Origin of the sequence: Methylobacterium sp. WL19, from assembly GCF_008040005.1 — a bacterium.
GTDB classification, from domain to species: domain Bacteria; phylum Pseudomonadota; class Alphaproteobacteria; order Rhizobiales; family Beijerinckiaceae; genus Methylobacterium; species Methylobacterium bullatum.
In genome coordinates, this window is the sequence record NZ_VRVC01000009.1 from 1 (window position 1) to 15,870 (window position 15,870).

Consider the following 15,870-nt stretch of genomic DNA (forward strand, 5'->3'; position numbering starts at 1 on the left):
GGGCGCGGGCGGGCGGGTTTCCCGGCGCCGCGCGCATCCTCGGTGAGATCGGCGACTGTCCCGCGTCGCGGCGCGTCGGCCTGCTGCCGGAAGGCCCGACCCCGATACGGGGAGGGGCCGCGCTCGTCGCAGAGGAGGCCGGCGAGGCCATCGGCCGGGTCACCTCCGGCGGCTTCAGTCCCAGCCTCAAGGCCCCCATCGCCATGGGCTACGTCCCCGCCGCCCTGGCGGCGCCGGGCACCCGCCTCTTCGCGGAAGTGCGCGGCCGGCGACTGCCGGTCTCGGTCGTGACGCTTCCCTTCGTACCGGCGCGCTTCAAGCGCAGCTGAATCCCGGCCCCCGGCCGTCTTCCCCCACCACCTGTTCACGGAGCGCATCATGCTGAAATTCACGGACGAGCACGAGTGGCTGGCCATCGAGGGCGATGTCGCCACCATCGGCATCACCGCCCATGCGGCGGAGCAGCTCGGAGACCTCGTCTTCGTCGAACTCCCCAAGGTCGGCGCCAAGCTCGTCAAGGGCGAGGCCGCGGCGGTGGTGGAATCGGTCAAGGCCGCCTCCGACGTGTTCGCCCCGGTCTCGGGCGAGGTGACGGAGGTCAACGAGGCCGCCGTGTCGGACCCGGCCAGCATCGGCACCGACCCGCAGGGCGCCGGCTGGCTCTATCGCCTCCGCCTCGACGACGTCGCCTCCCTCGACGGATTGATGGACGAGGCCGCCTACGCCGCGTTCGCGAAGTAGCGCTTGGAACGACCCAGAACGCGCCCTCCTCCCCCTTGTGGGGAGGAGTTGGAGGTGGGGGTGATTGGGTGACCCGCTGCGGAGTCCGGCGGAACCACCCCCACCCTCGACCCCTCCCCACAAGGGGGAGGGAGGTGCGTTGCGACATTCGTCAGACTTCGGCACGCGAGGCCCATCATGCCCAACGATCGCTACGACCCTTACGATTTCGCCAATCGCCGCCATATCGGCCCGACCACCGCCGAGATCGCGGCGATGCTGGCCGTGATCGGCTCCGAGAGCCTTCACGGCCTCGTGGACGAGACCCTGCCGCCGGACATCCGCCAGGAAGAGCGAATCGATTTCGGCACGTCGCTCACCGAGCGCCGGGTGCTCGAACACATGCGCGGCATCGCCGACAAGAACCGGCTTCTCGTCTCGCTCATCGGCCAGGGCTATCACGGCACCACGATGCCGCCGGTGATCCAGCGCAACATCTTCGAGAACCCGGCCTGGTACACGGCCTATTCGCCCTACCAGCCGGAGATCAGCCAGGGCCGGCTCGAGGCGCTGCTGAACTTCCAGACCCTGGTCTGCGACCTCACCGGTCTCGACATCGCCAATGCCTCGCTCCTCGACGAGGCCACGGCAGCGGCGGAGGCCATGGGCATGGCCTCGCGCATCGCCGGCAACGGCAAGACCGCCTTCTTCGTCGACGGCGAATGCCTGCCCCAGACCATCGCCGTGCTGAAAACCCGCGCCGCGCCGCTGGGCTGGACCATCGTCGTCGGCGATCCCGCCACCGATCTCGACCCGGCGGAGGTCTTCGGCGCCATCTTTCAGTATCCCGGCGTCTGCGGCGCCATCCGCGATTTCTCGGAGGTCATCGCCCGCCTGCACGAGGCCGGAGCCGTGGCGGTGATGGCCGCCGACCCCCTGGCCCTCACCCTGCTGAAGCCGCCGGGCGAGATGGGGGCCGACATCGCCATCGGCTCGATGCAGCGCTACGGCGTGCCCATGGGCTATGGCGGGCCGCACGCCGCATACCTGTCGACGCGCGACGCGCATAAGCGCACCCTGCCGGGCCGGCTCGTGGGCGTCTCCGTCGATGCGCGGGGGAACCGGGCCTACCGTCTCGCCCTTCAGACCCGCGAGCAGCATATCCGTCGCGAGAAGGCGACGTCGAACATCTGCACCGCGCAGGTGCTGCTGGCGGTCATCGCCGGCATGTACGCGGTGTTCCACGGGCCACGCGGATTGAAGGCCATCGCCGCGCGGGTCCATCGCGACGCGGTGCGTCTCGCCGAAGGCCTGGAGAGTCTCGGCTTCACCGTGGAGCCGAAGGGCTTCTTCGACACGATCACCGTCGAGGTCGGCGCCTTCCAGGGGCTGATCCTACAGAACGCGGTGAAGAACGGCGTCAACCTGCGGACAGTGGGCTCGGACCGCATCGGCATCACCGTCGACGAGCGCACCCGGCCCGACATCGTCCAGGCGGTGTGGCGCGCCTTCGGCGGCGAGCATCTCACCTACGACGAGGCCTGGCCCAACCAGCGCCTGCCGGAGGCGAATTTGCGCACCTCCGCCTATCTCACCCACCCGATCTTCCACATGAACCGGGCCGAGAGCGAGATGACGCGCTACATGCGCCGCCTCGCGGACCGCGACCTGGCGCTGGACCGGGCGATGATCCCGCTCGGCTCCTGCACGATGAAGCTCAACGCCACCGCCGAGATGCTGCCGATCTCCTGGCCGGAATTCTCGGAGATCCACCCCTTCGTCCCGGCGGATCAGGCGGAGGGCTACCGGGAACTCCTGCGCGACTTCTCCGACAAGCTCTGCGCGATCACCGGCTACGACGCGATCTCGATGCAGCCGAATTCCGGCGCGCAGGGGGAATATGCGGGGCTGCTCGCCATCCGGGCCTACCACCTCTCGCGCGGGGAGGGGCACCGCAAGGTCTGCCTCATCCCCTCCTCGGCGCACGGCACCAACCCGGCCTCGGCGCAGATGTGCGGCATGAGCGTCGTGGTGGTCGGCGCCGACCAGCACGGCAACATCGACGTGGAGGACTTTTCGCGGAAGGCCGAGTTGCACGGCGAAAACCTCGCGGCCTGCATGATCACCTATCCGTCGACCCATGGGGTGTTCGAGGTTCGGGTCCGCGAGATCTGCGACATCGTCCATGCCCATGGCGGCCAGGTCTATCTCGACGGGGCCAACCTCAACGCCATGGTGGGCCTCGCGCGCCCCGGCGATATCGGCGCCGATGTCAGCCACCTCAACCTGCACAAGACCTTCTGCATCCCCCATGGCGGCGGCGGCCCCGGCATGGGGCCGATCGGCGTCAAGGCGCATCTCATCCCGTTCCTGCCCTCCGACCCGCGCAGCGGTGAGGAGGGTGCGGTCTCTGCCGCCCCCTACGGCTCGGCCTCGATCCTGCCGATCTCGTGGAGCTACTGCCTGCTCATGGGCGGGCGCGGCCTCACCCAGGCCACCCGCGTGGCGATCCTCAACGCCAATTACATCGCGAGCCGCCTGAAGGGTGCCTACCCGGTGCTCTATGCCGGGGCGCAGGGCCGCGTGGCGCATGAATGCATCATCGACGTGCGGCCGTTCCAGAAATCGGCCGGGATCGGCGTCGAGGACATCGCCAAGCGCCTGATCGATTGCGGCTTCCACCCGCCGACCATGAGCTGGCCGGTGGCCGGCACCCTGATGATCGAACCGACCGAATCCGAGACCAAGGGCGAGATCGACCGGTTCTGCGACGCCATGCTGGCGATCCGGGAAGAGATCCGTGCCATCGAGGAGGGGCGGATGGACAAGGCAAACAACCCGCTGAAACACGCGCCGCACACGGTGGCGGACCTGATCGGCCCGTGGGAGCGGCCCTATTCCCGCGAGGCGGCGTGCTTCCCGTCGGGGAGCCTGCGGATGGACAAGTACTGGCCGCCGATCAACCGCGTCGACAACGCCTATGGCGACCGCAACCTCGTCTGCTCCTGCCCACCGGTGGACGCCTATAGCGAGGCGGCGGAGTAGGGCGGGTCTTCCACCTCCTAGCCTACTGGTTTCACCCATCTGCTCGTGCAGGCAGAGCGCGTCCCTCTCCCCCTTGTGGGGAGAGGTTAGGAGTGGGGGTGGCTCCGCCGGCCTCCGCAAGCTGAGGGTCACCCAACCACCCCCACCTCCAACTCCTCCCCACAAGCTCGACGGATCTCGGGCAGGCCCGAGATCCGCTGGGGAGGAGGGCCGCTTCCCTCCGTGTAGGATGGCGGACACCTGCGGGGGCGGTCTCCCGAGGCGCGCACCCACCGGCCCGAGACGATCCGCCATGCCCGACACCCGCTACACGTTCCTCGACACGCCCATCGGCGCGCTGCTTCTCGCGGGAGCGGACGAGCGCCTGCGTTGCATCGGTTTTCCCACCGGCAAGGGCGCGGTGACACCCCGGGCGGACTGGCACCGGGACGACGCGGCCTTCGCCGAGGCCCGGCGGCAATTGAGCGCCTATTTCGAAGGCCGACTCACCCGGTTCGACCTCGACCTCGATCCGCGCGGCACGCCGTTCCAGCGCGCCGTGTGGGAGGAACTCACCTGCATCCCGCCGGGGGAGACGATCAGTTACGGCGCGCTGGCCAGGCGGATCGGCCGTCCGAGCGCCAGCCGGGCCGTGGGTGCCGCCAACGGTGCCAACCCCCTGCCCATCGTGGTTCCCTGCCATCGCGTCATCGGCGCGGCGGGCAGCCTCACGGGGTTCGCCGGCGGCCTCGATACGAAGAAGTGGCTGCTCGCCCTGGAGCGCGGGGCGACCTCTCGTGTCTCGGAGCAGCTCAGCCTGCTCTGAGCGACTGTTTAAGATGTCCGTCCAAGGCTTGACCTCATCCTGAGGTGCCGCGGAGCGGCCTCGAAGGAGGCCTCCAGAACTAACCGAGCGAACTGGAGGGCTCCTTCGAGGCCTCCGCTACGCTCCGGCACCTCAGGATGAGGAGGTCGGCTCGGATGATCGTGTCTGGCGGGTGATCGACTCTGAGTCCGGCGCGAAGCGGCGCTTTGATCATTCTCCACATCCTCACCGCGACGACAAGCCGGCCTCGCCGCAGACACGCCCTGCGTGTTTCGAATTTCGGCGCATCCCGTTCCTGACGTATCCGCCTGCCCAGCGGCCAGCGACAGGGCCGAGCCGGAGGGATGAATGGCGGGACCGGACAATCGTCTGAGCGGGCTCGGCAAGGACGCGATGCGCCTGCTGCGCCCGATCTGGCCGCTCGTGGCCGCCTCCTCGGCGATCGGCGCCTTGAGCGGCCTCGCCACGGCGACGGTGCTGGCCAAGGTCAACACGGCCATCCATGCGGAAGGCGGTCTTTCCGAGACTTTCATTCCCGTCTTCCTCGGCCTCGTCCTCCTCGGCGTGGGCGGGTCCCTCCTGTCCGGGCTCGGCAGCGCCCTGGCGAGCGGGCGCATCAGCGCCGGCCTCAGCCGCGATCTCGCCGACATGATCCTCACGGCGCCCATCGACCGCATCGAGCAGATCGGCCGCCACAAGGTCCTCGCTTCGCTCAACACCGATGCCGCCACGCTGTCGACGACGGTCTCGATGCTGTCGGGACTGATCATCCATAGCGGCGTCACCGCCGGCTGCCTCGTCTATATGCTCACCCTGTCAGCCCCGCTCTTCGCCATCACCCTGCTGATCTTCGGCCTCGGCAGCTATGTGGAGAACATCCTGCGCCGCCGGGCCATGGTCGGCTACCGCACGCGCCGCGCCCTGGCGGACACGATGCAGAAGCATTTCCAGAGCCTGACCGACGGCAGCAGGGAATTGCGGCTCAACCGGGAGCGCCGGATGCGGCTGAGGGACGGGGCCCTTGCCTCCTCCATCGAGGAGCTCCGCCGCAACGGGTTCAGGACCAACACGCTCGTCGAATTCTCCTACCTGACTAAGAAGCTGGCCCTGTTCGCCACGATCGCGGCCATCGTGACCTGCAAGGCGACATTCGGGATCGACAACGCCGTCCTCTCCGGCTTTGTCCTGGTGCTGCTCTATATCGAGCTGCCGGTCACCTACATCCTCGCCATCCTGCCCGAGATCGGCCGGGCGCGGATAGCCTACCAGCGCATCGCCGAATTCTCGGCCGGACGCACCGTCTCGGAGCCGAACCTGCTCGCATCGGTGGAAGCACGGACGCCCCATGCGATCAGTGACATCGCGCTTCGCGGCGTCAGTCACGCTTTCCCGGCCGCCGAGGGCAAGCCGGGCTTCACCCTCGGCCCCATCGACCTCACCGTACGGCGGGGGGAGATCCTGTTCATCGTCGGCGAGAACGGCTCGGGCAAGACCACCCTCATCAAGCTGATCCTCGGCCTGTATCCGCCACAGACCGGCACCCTGTTCCTCGACGGAGCGCCGGTGACGGACGAGACGCGGGACGCCTACCGCCAGCATTTCTCGGCGGTGTTCTTCGACTATTACCTGTTCGACGATCTCGTCCTGCCCGCCGGGGCGGATCCGGCGGCGGCGGATGCCTATCTCGAGACCCTCGATCTTGCCCACAAGGTGACGATCCGGGACGGGGCCTTCTCCACCGTCGATCTCTCGGCCGGGCAGAGGAAGCGCCTCGCCCTGGTCCAGGCCAATCTCGAAGGACGGCCGGTCCTCGTCCTCGACGAGTGGGCGGCGGAGCAGGACCCCACCTTCCGCCGCCTGTTCTACACACGGCTCCTGCCGGACCTGAAGCGTGAGGGCCGGACCCTGATCGTCATCAGCCACGACGACCGCTACTTCGATGCGGCCGACCGGGTGATCCACCTGAACAACGGCGCGATCGTGGAAGCCTCACCGCCGGCCTGAGCGGCGATCCGCCTATTTCGGCAGGGCGTAGATGTTCACGTCGAGCTTCTCGTCCGCCTTGTCGTTCAGGTCGGTGACGTATTCCTCGATGAACCGGTCCTGGACCACCACGTCCTTGGCGTCGAGATAGGCGGTGAGGGTCTCGTAGGTGCCGTCGATCTCGTCGTAGGAGCCCTTGTGCGGGAAGCGCAGGGCCTTGCCGCTGGGGGTCGTGCCGAAGCGGAGGCCGCCGGTCTCGGCGGGCTTCGGGTTCGGCATCGAGGCGATGGGGATCATCGCCTCGAACTGGAACCCGTCATCGTCGGTCTTGGCGAAGACCGCGAGCGGCCGGCCGGCGGGGGTGATCCCGTCCTTGGCCAGCGCCTCCTCGATCTTCACGAAGGCCGCCTTCAGGGCCGGCACCGCCTCCTCCCAGCTCGCCCGCCCCGCCAGGATCGCGGCGGGTTTGGGCGGCAGGGAGACCTCGTCCACGTCGTTGGCGTCGCCGGGGGTCTCCACCAGGGTCGGGCGCGAGGGACCCGGCGTGAGTGCCGGCGCGGCGGGGAGGGCCTGGGTCGGCACCGGACGGGACGGCGCGTCGGGATTGACCGGATCGGGCGCCGTCGTGGTCGGCAGCGGAGAGGAGGTCGCGGGCGAGGCCGGCTGCTGCGCGAGCGCGGAGGAGACGGCCAAAGCGGCGGCGAGGCTGACGAGCGGCAATAGACGATGACGGGTCAAGGCAACGCTCCGGAGATCGCACGCCGCGACGAATCGTACGGCTGAATCGCGAAGCCCTAAAATAGGGAGGAAGCCGCCCTCCTGCGAGGCACCAACCCGCATCGGGCGCAGGAACGTGACGGGCGCGTCCCTTGTGCAACGCTCCCCCGAGCGGACCCCGCGTGCGCGGCCCGGCGCTTTGTCCTATATGCGGGGGCCGCGCATGCGGGATGCCCCGTTCGGACAACGAAACCAAAGACGCTCATGACGAGGCTCGAGAACCGTCGGTTCCTGAAGATGCACGGGGCGGGCAACGCCATCGTGGTGCTGGACCTGCGCGGCACGGAGCTGGTCGTGCGCGCCGAGGAGGCCCGCGCCATCGCCGGCCACCCGCGCTCCGGCTTCGACCAGCTCATGGTCATCCACGATCCGCGCAAGCCCGGCACGGATGCTTATCTGCGGATCTACAATACCGACGGGTCGGAATCCGGCGCCTGCGGCAACGGCACCCGTTGCGTCGCCTTCGCCATGCTGGACGACCCCGCCATGGCGCGCCCCGCCGAGAGCGGCCGCCTCACCCTGGAGACCAAGGCCGGGCTCGTCGGCGTGAAGCGCGAGGCGCAGGCCTCCTTCACCGTCGACATGGGCCGCCCCCGCCTGAAGTGGGACGAGATCCCGCTGGCCGAGCCGTTCCCCGACACGCGGCGGATCGAACTGCAGATCGGTCCCATCGACGCGCCCGTCCTGCATTCGCCGGGGGCGGTGAACATGGGCAACCCCCATGCGGTGTTCTTCATCGAAAGCGATCCCGACGGCTACGACCTCGGCCGCTTCGGCCCGATGCTGGAGAACCACCCGATCTTTCCCGAGCGCGCCAACATCTCCCTGGCGCAGGTGACGGGACCGGAGACGATCAAGCTCCGGGTCTGGGAGCGCGGCGCCGGGTTGACGCTGGCCTGTGGCACCGCCGCCTGCGCCACGCTGGTGGCGGCCTCGCGCCTGCGCATGCTCGGCCGCCACGCCACGGTGAGCCTCCCCGGCGGCGACCTCGTCATCGAGTGGCGCGCCGACGACCACGTGCTGATGACCGGCCCCGTGGCCCTCGAATGGGAGGGGTTCCTGTCCCCCGAGCTCTTCGCGCGGGTGGACTGAGTGGCGGTGGAGACCCTGACCTTCGGCTGCCGCCTCAACACGGTGGAATCCGAGGTGATGCGCCGCCACGCCGAGGCGGCGGGGACGGGCGGCGACCTCGTCCTCGTCAATACCTGCGCCGTCACGGCGGAGGCCGGGCGCCAGGCCCGCAAGGCGATCCGCAAGCTCGCCCGTGAGCGGCCGGGGGCCGAGATCGTCGTCACCGGCTGCGGCGCTCAGGTGGAGACGGACGCCTATTCGGCGATGCCGGAAGTGGCGCGGATCGTCGGCAACGACGCCAAGACCAGGGCCGAGACCTGGCTGCCCGCAACGCATGTCAGACCGCGCCTCGCCATCGACGACATCATGGCCGCGCGCGACGCCGCTCCGACGCGGATCGCCTCTGTGGCCGGGCATACCCGCGCCTTCGTTCCGGTCCAGAACGGCTGCGATCATCGCTGCACCTTCTGCATCATCCCCTTCGGCCGGGGGAATTCCCGCTCCGTCACGCTGGCGGACGCGGTCGATCAGGTCCGCCGAATCGTCGACCATGGCGGGCGCGAGGTCGTGCTCACCGGGGTCGACCTCACCGCCTACGGCCGGGATTGTTCGGAGCCGTCGAGCCTCGGCCGATTGGTCCAGGCGATCCTGCGCCACGTGCCGGATCTCGCGCGCCTGCGCCTGTCCTCCATCGATTCCATCGAGGCCGACGCGGCTCTCTGGGAGGCGATTGCCGGCGAGAACCGGCTGATGCCGCATTTCCACCTCTCGCTGCAGGCCGGCGACGACCTGATCCTCAAGCGCATGAAGCGCCGGCACGGCCGCGACGACGCGATCCGGTTCTGCGAGGCCGTGCGCCGTCTTCGCTCGGGCGCCGTCTTCGGGGCCGACCTCATCGCCGGCTTTCCCACCGAGACCGAGGCGCAATTCACCCGCTCCCTCGATCTCGTGGCCGAATGCGGGCTGACGCATCTCCACGTGTTTCCCTATTCACCGCGCCCCGACACGCCGGCCGCGCGCATGCCTCCCGTCGCCGGAGACGTGATCCGCGAGCGCGCCGCCCGCCTTCGTGACGCGGGAGCGGCAGCCTTGACGGCGCATCTCGCGGGAGAGGTCGGCCGGACCCACCGCGTGCTCACCGAGCGCGGCGGGATGGGACGCACGGAAGGGTTCACGCCGGTGCGGCTAGCAGCCGACACGCCTCCGGGCGAGCTCCGCGACGTGACGATCGCCGGACATGACGGCCGGGTGCTGATCGCGGCAGAGTGATCCGAGCGCAACGGCTCTACCGGCTTCACACATCCGCACTTGTCGGCAGAGCGCGTCCCTCTCCCCCTTGTGGGGAGAGGTTAGGAGTGGGGGTGGTTCCGCTTGCCTCCGCAAGCTGAGGGTCACCCAACCACCCCCACCTCCAACTCCTCCCCACAAGGGGGAGGAGGGACTCGCGCCTTACTCGTCGGCCTCGTACCCACACATCTCCATCCGCTCCCGCATATGCCCCGGCGCAGGCGCCTCGACCACGATCGGCGGCTTCTTGGGGTAGAGCGGCAGGGTCAGCGCGCGGGCGTGGAGCTGGAGCCCCGGCCCGCCCGAGCGAGGGGCGGTGCCGTAGATCGTGTCCCCGAGGATGGGCCAGCCCATGGCGGCGCAATGGACGCGCAGCTGATGCGTGCGGCCGGTGACCGGGCTGAGGGCGAGCCAGGCGAGGCTCCGGTCCGGCGAGCGGCCGAGAACGCGCCATGTGGTCAGCGACGGGTCACCGGCGGGGTCCGTCTTCATCCACCACGAGCGCGGGTCGTCCGAGCGGCGGGCGAGGGGCAGGTCGATGCGGCCCTCGTCTTCCGAGGGATCGCCCTCCACGATGGCCCAGTAGGTCTTCCCCACCGTGCCGCTCGCGGCGAACAGCTTGTTGAGGCGAGCGAGAGCCTTGGCGTGACGGCCGAGAGCCAGGCAGCCGGACGTGTCGCGGTCGAGCCGATGAGCGGCCTCCGGACGACGCGGCAGGCCGAAGCGCAGGGCATCGAGATGATCGGTCAGGGTCTCCCCGCCCTTGGGGCCGGGATGGACGGGCAAGCCAGCCGGCTTGTCGATGACGAGGACAAGGGCATCGCGGTAGAGGAGGCGCGCGCCTATGTCTGTTATGCGGTGTTCCACTGGGGCATCGGCTGACGGCATCGCCCTGCGCTACTCATGCGGGGTCGAGGGAGCAAGTGGGAATGAGCGAAGACAAGAGGCCGGGCTGGTTGCTGCGGCGGATGTTCGGGAAGAAGGAGGAGGCCTGGCCGCCCGAGCCGGTGCCGGTCCAGCCGCCCGATCCCAAATCCGAGTCCAAGTCCGAGCCCAAGCCCGAGCCGAAACCCGAGCCGAAACCCGAAACGCCGATCGAGCCGGCATCGCCTCCCATCGCGTCCCCCGCCTCGGCATCGGAAGGCCAGCCCGACTTCGCCACGGGTGCGGACGACATCTCGGCGATCCCGCTGCCCCCCAGCGAGCCCGCGCCCGCCGACCCGGACAAGAACACGATCGCCGACGAGATCGAGGGGGCGGACCTGCAGCCCATCGCGGGCGCCGACGAGCGCCCGCCGGCAGGCACCGCGGGAGACGATCCCGCGCGCGGAGCGGAGAAGGCCGACACCACGACGGTCGCCTTCGCACCAAAGCCCGCCCCCACGCCCGAGCCGGTCTCCGAAGCCGAACCGGCCTCCGAGAAGCGCGGCTGGTGGAGCCGCCTCACCGGGGGCATGAAGCGCACCTCGTCGGCTTTGTCCGAGCGGGTGACCGGCCTCTTCACCAAGCGCAAGCTCGACGCGGACACGCTGGAGGAGCTGGAGGACGCCCTGATCCAGGCCGATTTCGGCATCGACACCGCCATGCGGATCTCGGAGGCCGTGGGCAAGGGCCGCTACGAGAAGGGCATCTCCCCCGACGACGTCCGGGCCATCCTGGCGGCCGAGGTGGAGCGGGCGCTGACACCCGTCGCCATTCCCCTCAGCATCGACACGACGAAGAAGCCGTTCGTGATCCTGATGATCGGCGTCAACGGGGCGGGCAAGACCACCACCATCGGCAAGCTCGCCCTGAAGCTGAAGGGGGAGGGGCACAGCCTGATGCTCGCGGCGGGCGACACGTTCCGCGCCGCGGCCATCGAGCAGCTCAAGGTCTGGGGCACGCGCACCGGGGTTCCGGTGGTGGCGGGCGCGCAAGGAGCGGATGCCGCCGGCCTCGCCTTCGAGGCCTTCCAGCGGGCCAGAACCGAGGGCACCGACGTGCTCCTGATCGATACGGCCGGCCGGCTCCAGAACAAGACCGGGCTGATGGCGGAGCTGGAGAAGATCCTGCGCGTCATCCGCAAGATCGACGCCGAGGCGCCCCATGCCGTCCTCCTCGTCCTCGACGCCACCGTGGGCCAGAACGCGCTGAGCCAGGTCGAGCTGTTCTCGAAGGCGGCCAACGTCACCGGCCTCGTCATGACCAAGCTCGACGGCACCGCGCGGGGCGGCATCCTCGTGGCGCTGGCCGCGAAGTTCGGCCTGCCGGTGCATTTCATCGGCGTCGGAGAAGGCGTCGAGGATCTCGAACCCTTCGCCGCGCGGGATTTCGCACGGGCCATCGCGGGGTTGGACAAGGACTAGATTCATGGACGGGCGCTCCGGCGACCTGCGCGAAAAGGGCTCGCGCTAGGAAAGCCGGGGCGACTGTCCTACATCCGGCGTCCCGCCCGGCGCCGCTCTGCGTCCGGGCGTGCCGAACCACGAGCCGCTCACGATATGACCCTGCCCATCGAATCCGTGCCGCCGCGCCGCCATCTCGATCCGGTGCCGAAGCTCGCCCTGGAAATGGGGCCGCTGGTGCTGTTCTTCCTGCTGAACTCGTTCGGCACGCGGTTCGGCCTGAGCGAGGACAGCAGCACCTTCATGGCCATCGGGGTGTTCGTGGTGGCGACGGTGGTGGCCCTGGCCATCCACTTCGCGCTGCTGCGACGGCTGCCGATCATGCCGCTGGTCTCCGGCATCGTCGTGCTCGTCTTCGGCGGCATGGCGCTGGCGCTGCACGACAAGACGTTCTTCGTGATCAAGCCGACGATCGTGAACGCCCTGTTCGGCGCCATCCTCCTCGGCGGCCTGCTGTTCGGGAAGTCCCTGCTGTCGGTGGTGCTCGACTCGGTCTTCGACCTGACGGAGGAGGGCTGGCGCAAGCTCACCTTCCGCTGGGGATTGTTCTTCCTGGCGCTCGCCGCCATCAACGAGGTGGTCTGGCGGACGCAGACCTACGCGTTCTGGGCCAATTTCAAGGTGGTCGGCATCATGCCCCTGACCATCCTGTTCGCCCTGTCGCAGACCCCGCTCCTCATGCGCTACGACCGCAAGGCCGAGGCGAAGCCCGACGTCTAGTCAGGCGCGTCGGCGAATCAGGGCTTCGCGACCGTCAGCGTCTCCGCCGCCCGGATCTTCTGCAGCACCGCCGCATAGTTCTCCGCCGTGACGATCCCCACGAGCTTGTCGCGGATCACGCCGTCGGGGCCGATGATGAAGGTCTCCGGCACGCCGTAGACGCCGAAATCGATGCCGGTGCGGCCCGTGGAATCCATCCCCACCGCCTGGAACGGAACGCCGCTGCGCGACAGGAAGCGGCGGCCGTTCTCCGGCGCGTCCTTGTAGTCGATGCCGACGAGGTTCACGCCCGGCTCTCGCGCCAGCCGCATCAGTTGCGGATGCTCGATCTGGCATGGGGCGCACCACGAGGCCCAGAAATTGACCACCGTCACGCGGCCCTTGAGGTCGGCGCTCGACAGGCCGGGAATGGCCTGGCCTTCGCCGCCGACGAGGTTGGGCAATGGTCCCAGGGCGAAGGCCGGGACCGGACGCCCGATCAGCGCCGAGGGAATCGCGGCCGGGTCGGCGCCGGACCGAAGGCGGATGAAGAACACCAGGGCCAGCGCGGCGAAGATCACCAGCGGCGCGATGACGAGGAGCGACCGGCGCACCGGCGCGGACGAGGATGCGGCGCTCACGCCCGCTCTCCCGCATCGCCCTGGAGGGCCGCGAGCGCCTGTTTCTGCGCCCGGTGATCGCTGAGCGAGCGCCAGATCAGGGCGCCGATGACGAGGGCGGTGAAGGCGTAGGCGCCGAGGATGAAGCCGGCATGCGGCCCGAGGGAAGCCATCGGTCAGACTCCCCGGATCGCCTGGCCGAGGGGCCGGGCCGGACGCGGATCGGCATCGAGACGCTCGGCCTCGCGAATGGTGAGCGCCCTGACGCGGCGGCGCAGGATCTCCGTGCGCATGGCGTAGAGATGCAGCGTGATCCCCAGCAGGGTGAAGGCGAGGATCATCTCGAGCAGGGGGTAGAGCATCGAGGGATCGATGCTGGAGCCGCCCATCCGCATGATCGAGGCCGGCTGATGCAGCGTCGACCACCAGTTCACCGAGAACTTGATGATCGGCAGGTTCACGGCCCCCACCAGGGTCAGGATCGCGATGGCGCGCGCGGCCCGGTTCGGATCCTCGATGGTGCGCCACAGGGCGATGATGCCGCAATAGATCAGGAACAGGATCAGCATCGAGGTCAGCCGCGCGTCCCAGACCCAGTAGGTGCCCCACATCGGCTTGCCCCAGAGCGAGCCGGTGACGAGGCAGATCAGGGTGAAGGCCGCCCCGATCGGCGCGGCGGCGCGCTGCGCCACGTCCGCGAGGGGGTGGCGCCAGACCAGGGTGCCGATGGCGGAGAGCGCCATCGACCCGTAGAAGAACACGCCGAGCCAGGCCGCCGGCACGTGGATGTACATGATCCGCACGGTCTCGCCCTGCTGGTAGTCGGGCGGAACCACGAACCAGGTGAGATACAGGCCGATTGCGAGCAGCACGGCCGACAGCCCTGCGAGCCAGGGCATCACGGGGCCGGTCCAGCGCAGGAAGTGACCGGGATGGGCAAGACGTGTCCACATGGTCCGTGGACCTAGCCCAAGGTGCGGTGCAGCATCAATGCGGGCGTTACGCGCAGTCCGGCCGCGTCGATCATTTCTTCGCGCACGTCCTCACGTCTTTACCGTCCGGCCGGCCTCGATCTCGGCTATTCCGATGCCGCCCATTTCACCCGCGCGTTCCGTGGCTGGACCGGCCCGCCGCCGACGGAATGGCGGCGACTGGCGGCGAGCCTGGAAACAGGGGCGCCGATGGGGCGTTGACGCCGCGCCATGCTCGACAAAGCCCTCTACTACGCCCTGACCTTCGCGGAATCGGTCCTGTCCGTGGTCGGCATCCGTGCCACCTACGAGCAGCCGCGCTACGAGGTGGTCGAGCAACTGCCCCGCAACGTCGAAATCCGCCGCTACGAACCGCGTGTCGCGGTCGAGACCGACATGGCGGGACCGGGCGATAAGGAAGCGTTTCGGCGGCTGTTCCGGTACATCACCGGCGCCAATGGGGGAGACGACCGCATCGCGATGACGGTGCCGGTGGAACAGGGCACCCTGATTGCCATGACCGTGCCGGTGGAGCAGGGCGGCGATCTGCGCGTCATGCGCTTCTTCCTGCCCGCCGCCATCGCGAAGGCAGGTCCGCCGGTTCCCACCGATCCGAAGGTCCGCATCGCCCGGCTGCCCGCCGCGACCTACGCGGCGCTCCGCTTCTCCGGCACTCTCGACGCCAGGGCTCGCGAAAAACGCGAGGCGGTTCTCCGGCAGGTCCTGGCGAAGATGGCCCGCGAGACGACGGGTCCGTCGAGCGTGCTGAGCTACGATCCGCCCTTCGCGATCCCTTTCCTGCGGCGCAACGAAATCATCGTCCCCGTCGCCGAGGGGCGTTGATCATTCCGACCAGCGCAGGGCCGCGGCCGCCGCGAAGGTCCCGATCACCGCCGCGATCAGGCTGAGGGCCGACAGGATCAGCAGGGGCGTCGTGAAGGGCACCGTGCCGCCGGAGGCCGCCTCGGTCGCCGAGACGCCGAAGATCAGCGTCGGGATCATCAGCGGCAACACCAGGACGGCGAGGATCAGGCCGCCCCGGCGGATCGATGCGGTGAGCGCCGCACCGACCGCGCCGATGAAGGTCAGGGCCGGCGTGCCCACCAGCAGGGTGAGGGCGGTGGCGCCCATGGCGGTGCCGTCGAGGGCGACGAGCAGCCCGAAGAGCGGCGAGGCCAGTGCCAGCGGCAGGCCGGTGGTGAGCCAATGGGCGATCACCTTGGCGAGCACCACCATCTCCATCGGCGCGGGAGCACCGGTCATCAGGTCGAGGGAGCCGTCCTCCTCGTCGGCCTGGAACAGGCGGTCGAGGCCGATCAGGGTGGCGAGCACCGCCGCGAGCCAGAGTATGGCCGGACCGATCCGCGAGAGCAGGTTGAGGTCGGGTCCGAGCGCGAAGGGCACCAGGGCGACGATCATCAGGAAGAACACCAGCGACAGGGCGCCAGAGCCGCCGACACGGGCCGCGAGCTGCAGGTCGCGGGCGATGAGGGCGCGCATCACGCCGA

16 protein-coding genes are annotated in these 15,870 nt (G+C 69.3%); 10 read left to right on the plus strand and 6 right to left on the minus strand.

Annotation, left to right across the window (positions count from 1 at the left end; translation table 11 throughout):
• The 5 genes from FV220_RS03420 to FV220_RS03445 form a co-directional block, all read left to right on the plus strand.
• Window positions 1-329, plus strand: a 329-nt coding sequence (locus tag FV220_RS03420; RefSeq protein WP_281406069.1) for a glycine cleavage T C-terminal barrel domain-containing protein, incomplete at its 5' end; no start/stop codon positions are given.
• A gap of 49 nt (window positions 330-378) precedes the next feature.
• Entirely contained in the window at window positions 379-741 is a 363-nt protein-coding gene (gcvH, locus tag FV220_RS03425; protein WP_147829650.1) for a glycine cleavage system protein GcvH, read from the plus strand.
• Between the two features lie 177 nt (window positions 742-918).
• Window positions 919-3,765, plus strand: a complete 2,847-nt coding sequence (gene gcvP / locus FV220_RS03430; protein WP_147829652.1) for an aminomethyl-transferring glycine dehydrogenase — start codon at window positions 919-921, stop codon at window positions 3,763-3,765.
• A gap of 292 nt (window positions 3,766-4,057) precedes the next feature.
• Complete coding sequence (locus FV220_RS03435; RefSeq protein WP_147829654.1) at window positions 4,058-4,570, plus strand: methylated-DNA--[protein]-cysteine S-methyltransferase; 513 nt, start codon at window positions 4,058-4,060, stop codon at window positions 4,568-4,570.
• A 348-nt stretch (window positions 4,571-4,918) separates the two neighbouring features.
• Window positions 4,919-6,574 carry a cyclic peptide export ABC transporter gene (locus FV220_RS03445; protein ID WP_238253727.1) on the plus strand — a complete coding sequence of 552 codons (1,656 nt, stop codon included), beginning with the start codon at window positions 4,919-4,921 and terminating at the stop codon, window positions 6,572-6,574.
• A gap of 12 nt (window positions 6,575-6,586) precedes the next feature.
• Here the strand turns inward: FV220_RS03445 and FV220_RS03450 are convergent, their stop codons facing one another.
• Window positions 6,587-7,291 carry a GyrI-like domain-containing protein gene (locus FV220_RS03450; protein ID WP_056159250.1) on the minus strand — a complete coding sequence of 235 codons (705 nt, stop codon included), beginning with the start codon at window positions 7,289-7,291 and terminating at the stop codon, window positions 6,587-6,589.
• 243 nt (window positions 7,292-7,534) lie between these two features.
• Between FV220_RS03450 and dapF the strand changes: the two genes are divergently transcribed.
• Window positions 7,535-8,422 carry a diaminopimelate epimerase gene (dapF, locus tag FV220_RS03455; protein WP_147829656.1) on the plus strand — a complete coding sequence of 296 codons (888 nt, stop codon included), beginning with the start codon at window positions 7,535-7,537 and terminating at the stop codon, window positions 8,420-8,422.
• Window positions 8,423-9,670, plus strand: coding sequence for a tRNA (N(6)-L-threonylcarbamoyladenosine(37)-C(2))-methylthiotransferase MtaB (gene mtaB / locus FV220_RS03460; RefSeq protein ID WP_147829658.1), 1,248 nt, complete (start codon window positions 8,423-8,425; stop codon window positions 9,668-9,670).
• A gap of 180 nt (window positions 9,671-9,850) precedes the next feature.
• On the opposite strand, the gene FV220_RS03465 is transcribed toward mtaB, so the two are convergent.
• Entirely contained in the window at window positions 9,851-10,555 is a 705-nt protein-coding gene (locus FV220_RS03465; RefSeq protein ID WP_238253726.1) for an RluA family pseudouridine synthase, read from the minus strand.
• Window positions 10,556-10,617: 62 nt separating this feature from the next.
• Between FV220_RS03465 and ftsY the strand changes: the two genes are divergently transcribed.
• Both ftsY and FV220_RS03475 read left to right on the plus strand, forming a co-directional pair.
• Window positions 10,618-12,033, plus strand: a complete 1,416-nt coding sequence (gene ftsY, locus FV220_RS03470; RefSeq protein WP_147829662.1) for a signal recognition particle-docking protein FtsY — start codon at window positions 10,618-10,620, stop codon at window positions 12,031-12,033.
• A gap of 141 nt (window positions 12,034-12,174) precedes the next feature.
• Window positions 12,175-12,792: a septation protein A gene (locus FV220_RS03475; protein ID WP_147829728.1), complete on the plus strand. Its 618-nt coding sequence runs from the start codon at window positions 12,175-12,177 to the stop codon at window positions 12,790-12,792.
• A 17-nt stretch (window positions 12,793-12,809) separates the two neighbouring features.
• On the opposite strand, the gene FV220_RS03480 is transcribed toward FV220_RS03475, so the two are convergent.
• The 3 genes from FV220_RS03480 to FV220_RS03490 are packed head-to-tail and all read right to left on the minus strand — an operon-like array spanning window position 12,810 to window position 14,344.
• The gene (locus FV220_RS03480) at window positions 12,810-13,412 is read right to left on the minus strand and encodes a DsbE family thiol:disulfide interchange protein (protein WP_147829664.1); all 603 of its coding nucleotides are present in this window, start codon (window positions 13,410-13,412) and stop codon (window positions 12,810-12,812) included.
• Window positions 13,409-13,564, minus strand: coding sequence for a heme exporter protein CcmD (gene ccmD / locus FV220_RS03485; protein ID WP_056142979.1), 156 nt, complete (start codon window positions 13,562-13,564; stop codon window positions 13,409-13,411). Before ccmD ends, FV220_RS03480 begins: the two co-directional genes overlap by 4 nt.
• A gap of 3 nt (window positions 13,565-13,567) precedes the next feature.
• Window positions 13,568-14,344, minus strand: a complete 777-nt coding sequence (locus FV220_RS03490) for a heme ABC transporter permease (RefSeq protein WP_018044167.1) — start codon at window positions 14,342-14,344, stop codon at window positions 13,568-13,570.
• A 249-nt stretch (window positions 14,345-14,593) separates the two neighbouring features.
• On the opposite strand from FV220_RS03490, the gene FV220_RS03500 reads away from it, so the two are divergent.
• Window positions 14,594-15,205, plus strand: a complete 612-nt coding sequence (locus FV220_RS03500; protein WP_147829666.1) for a heme-binding protein — start codon at window positions 14,594-14,596, stop codon at window positions 15,203-15,205.
• Here FV220_RS03500 and ccmB read toward each other — a convergent pair whose 3' ends face one another.
• A complete protein-coding gene (gene ccmB, locus FV220_RS03505) occupies window positions 15,206-15,862 on the minus strand; it encodes a heme exporter protein CcmB (protein WP_043764704.1) in 657 nt (218 codons plus the stop codon).
• Window positions 15,863-15,870: the final 8 nt, after the last annotated feature.

Excerpts from the sequence above, each read along its gene's own strand:
- gcvP (WP_147829652.1), top strand. The coding sequence starts at position 919 with ATGCCCAACGATCGCTACGACCCTTACGATTTCGCCAATCGCCGCCAT.
- FV220_RS03445 (WP_238253727.1), top strand. The coding sequence starts at position 4,919 with ATGGCGGGACCGGACAATCGTCTGAGCGGGCTCGGCAAGGACGCGATG.
- FV220_RS03490 (WP_018044167.1), bottom strand. The coding sequence starts at position 14,344 with ATGTGGACACGTCTTGCCCATCCCGGTCACTTCCTGCGCTGGACCGGC.
- ftsY (WP_147829662.1), top strand. The coding sequence starts at position 10,618 with ATGAGCGAAGACAAGAGGCCGGGCTGGTTGCTGCGGCGGATGTTCGGG.
- ccmB (WP_043764704.1), bottom strand. The coding sequence starts at position 15,862 with ATGCGCGCCCTCATCGCCCGCGACCTGCAGCTCGCGGCCCGTGTCGGC.
- gcvH (WP_147829650.1), top strand. The coding sequence starts at position 379 with ATGCTGAAATTCACGGACGAGCACGAGTGGCTGGCCATCGAGGGCGAT.
- dapF (WP_147829656.1), top strand. The coding sequence starts at position 7,535 with ATGACGAGGCTCGAGAACCGTCGGTTCCTGAAGATGCACGGGGCGGGC.
- ccmD (WP_056142979.1), bottom strand. The coding sequence starts at position 13,564 with ATGGCTTCCCTCGGGCCGCATGCCGGCTTCATCCTCGGCGCCTACGCC.
- FV220_RS03435 (WP_147829654.1), top strand. The coding sequence starts at position 4,058 with ATGCCCGACACCCGCTACACGTTCCTCGACACGCCCATCGGCGCGCTG.
- FV220_RS03500 (WP_147829666.1), top strand. The coding sequence starts at position 14,594 with ATGCTCGACAAAGCCCTCTACTACGCCCTGACCTTCGCGGAATCGGTC.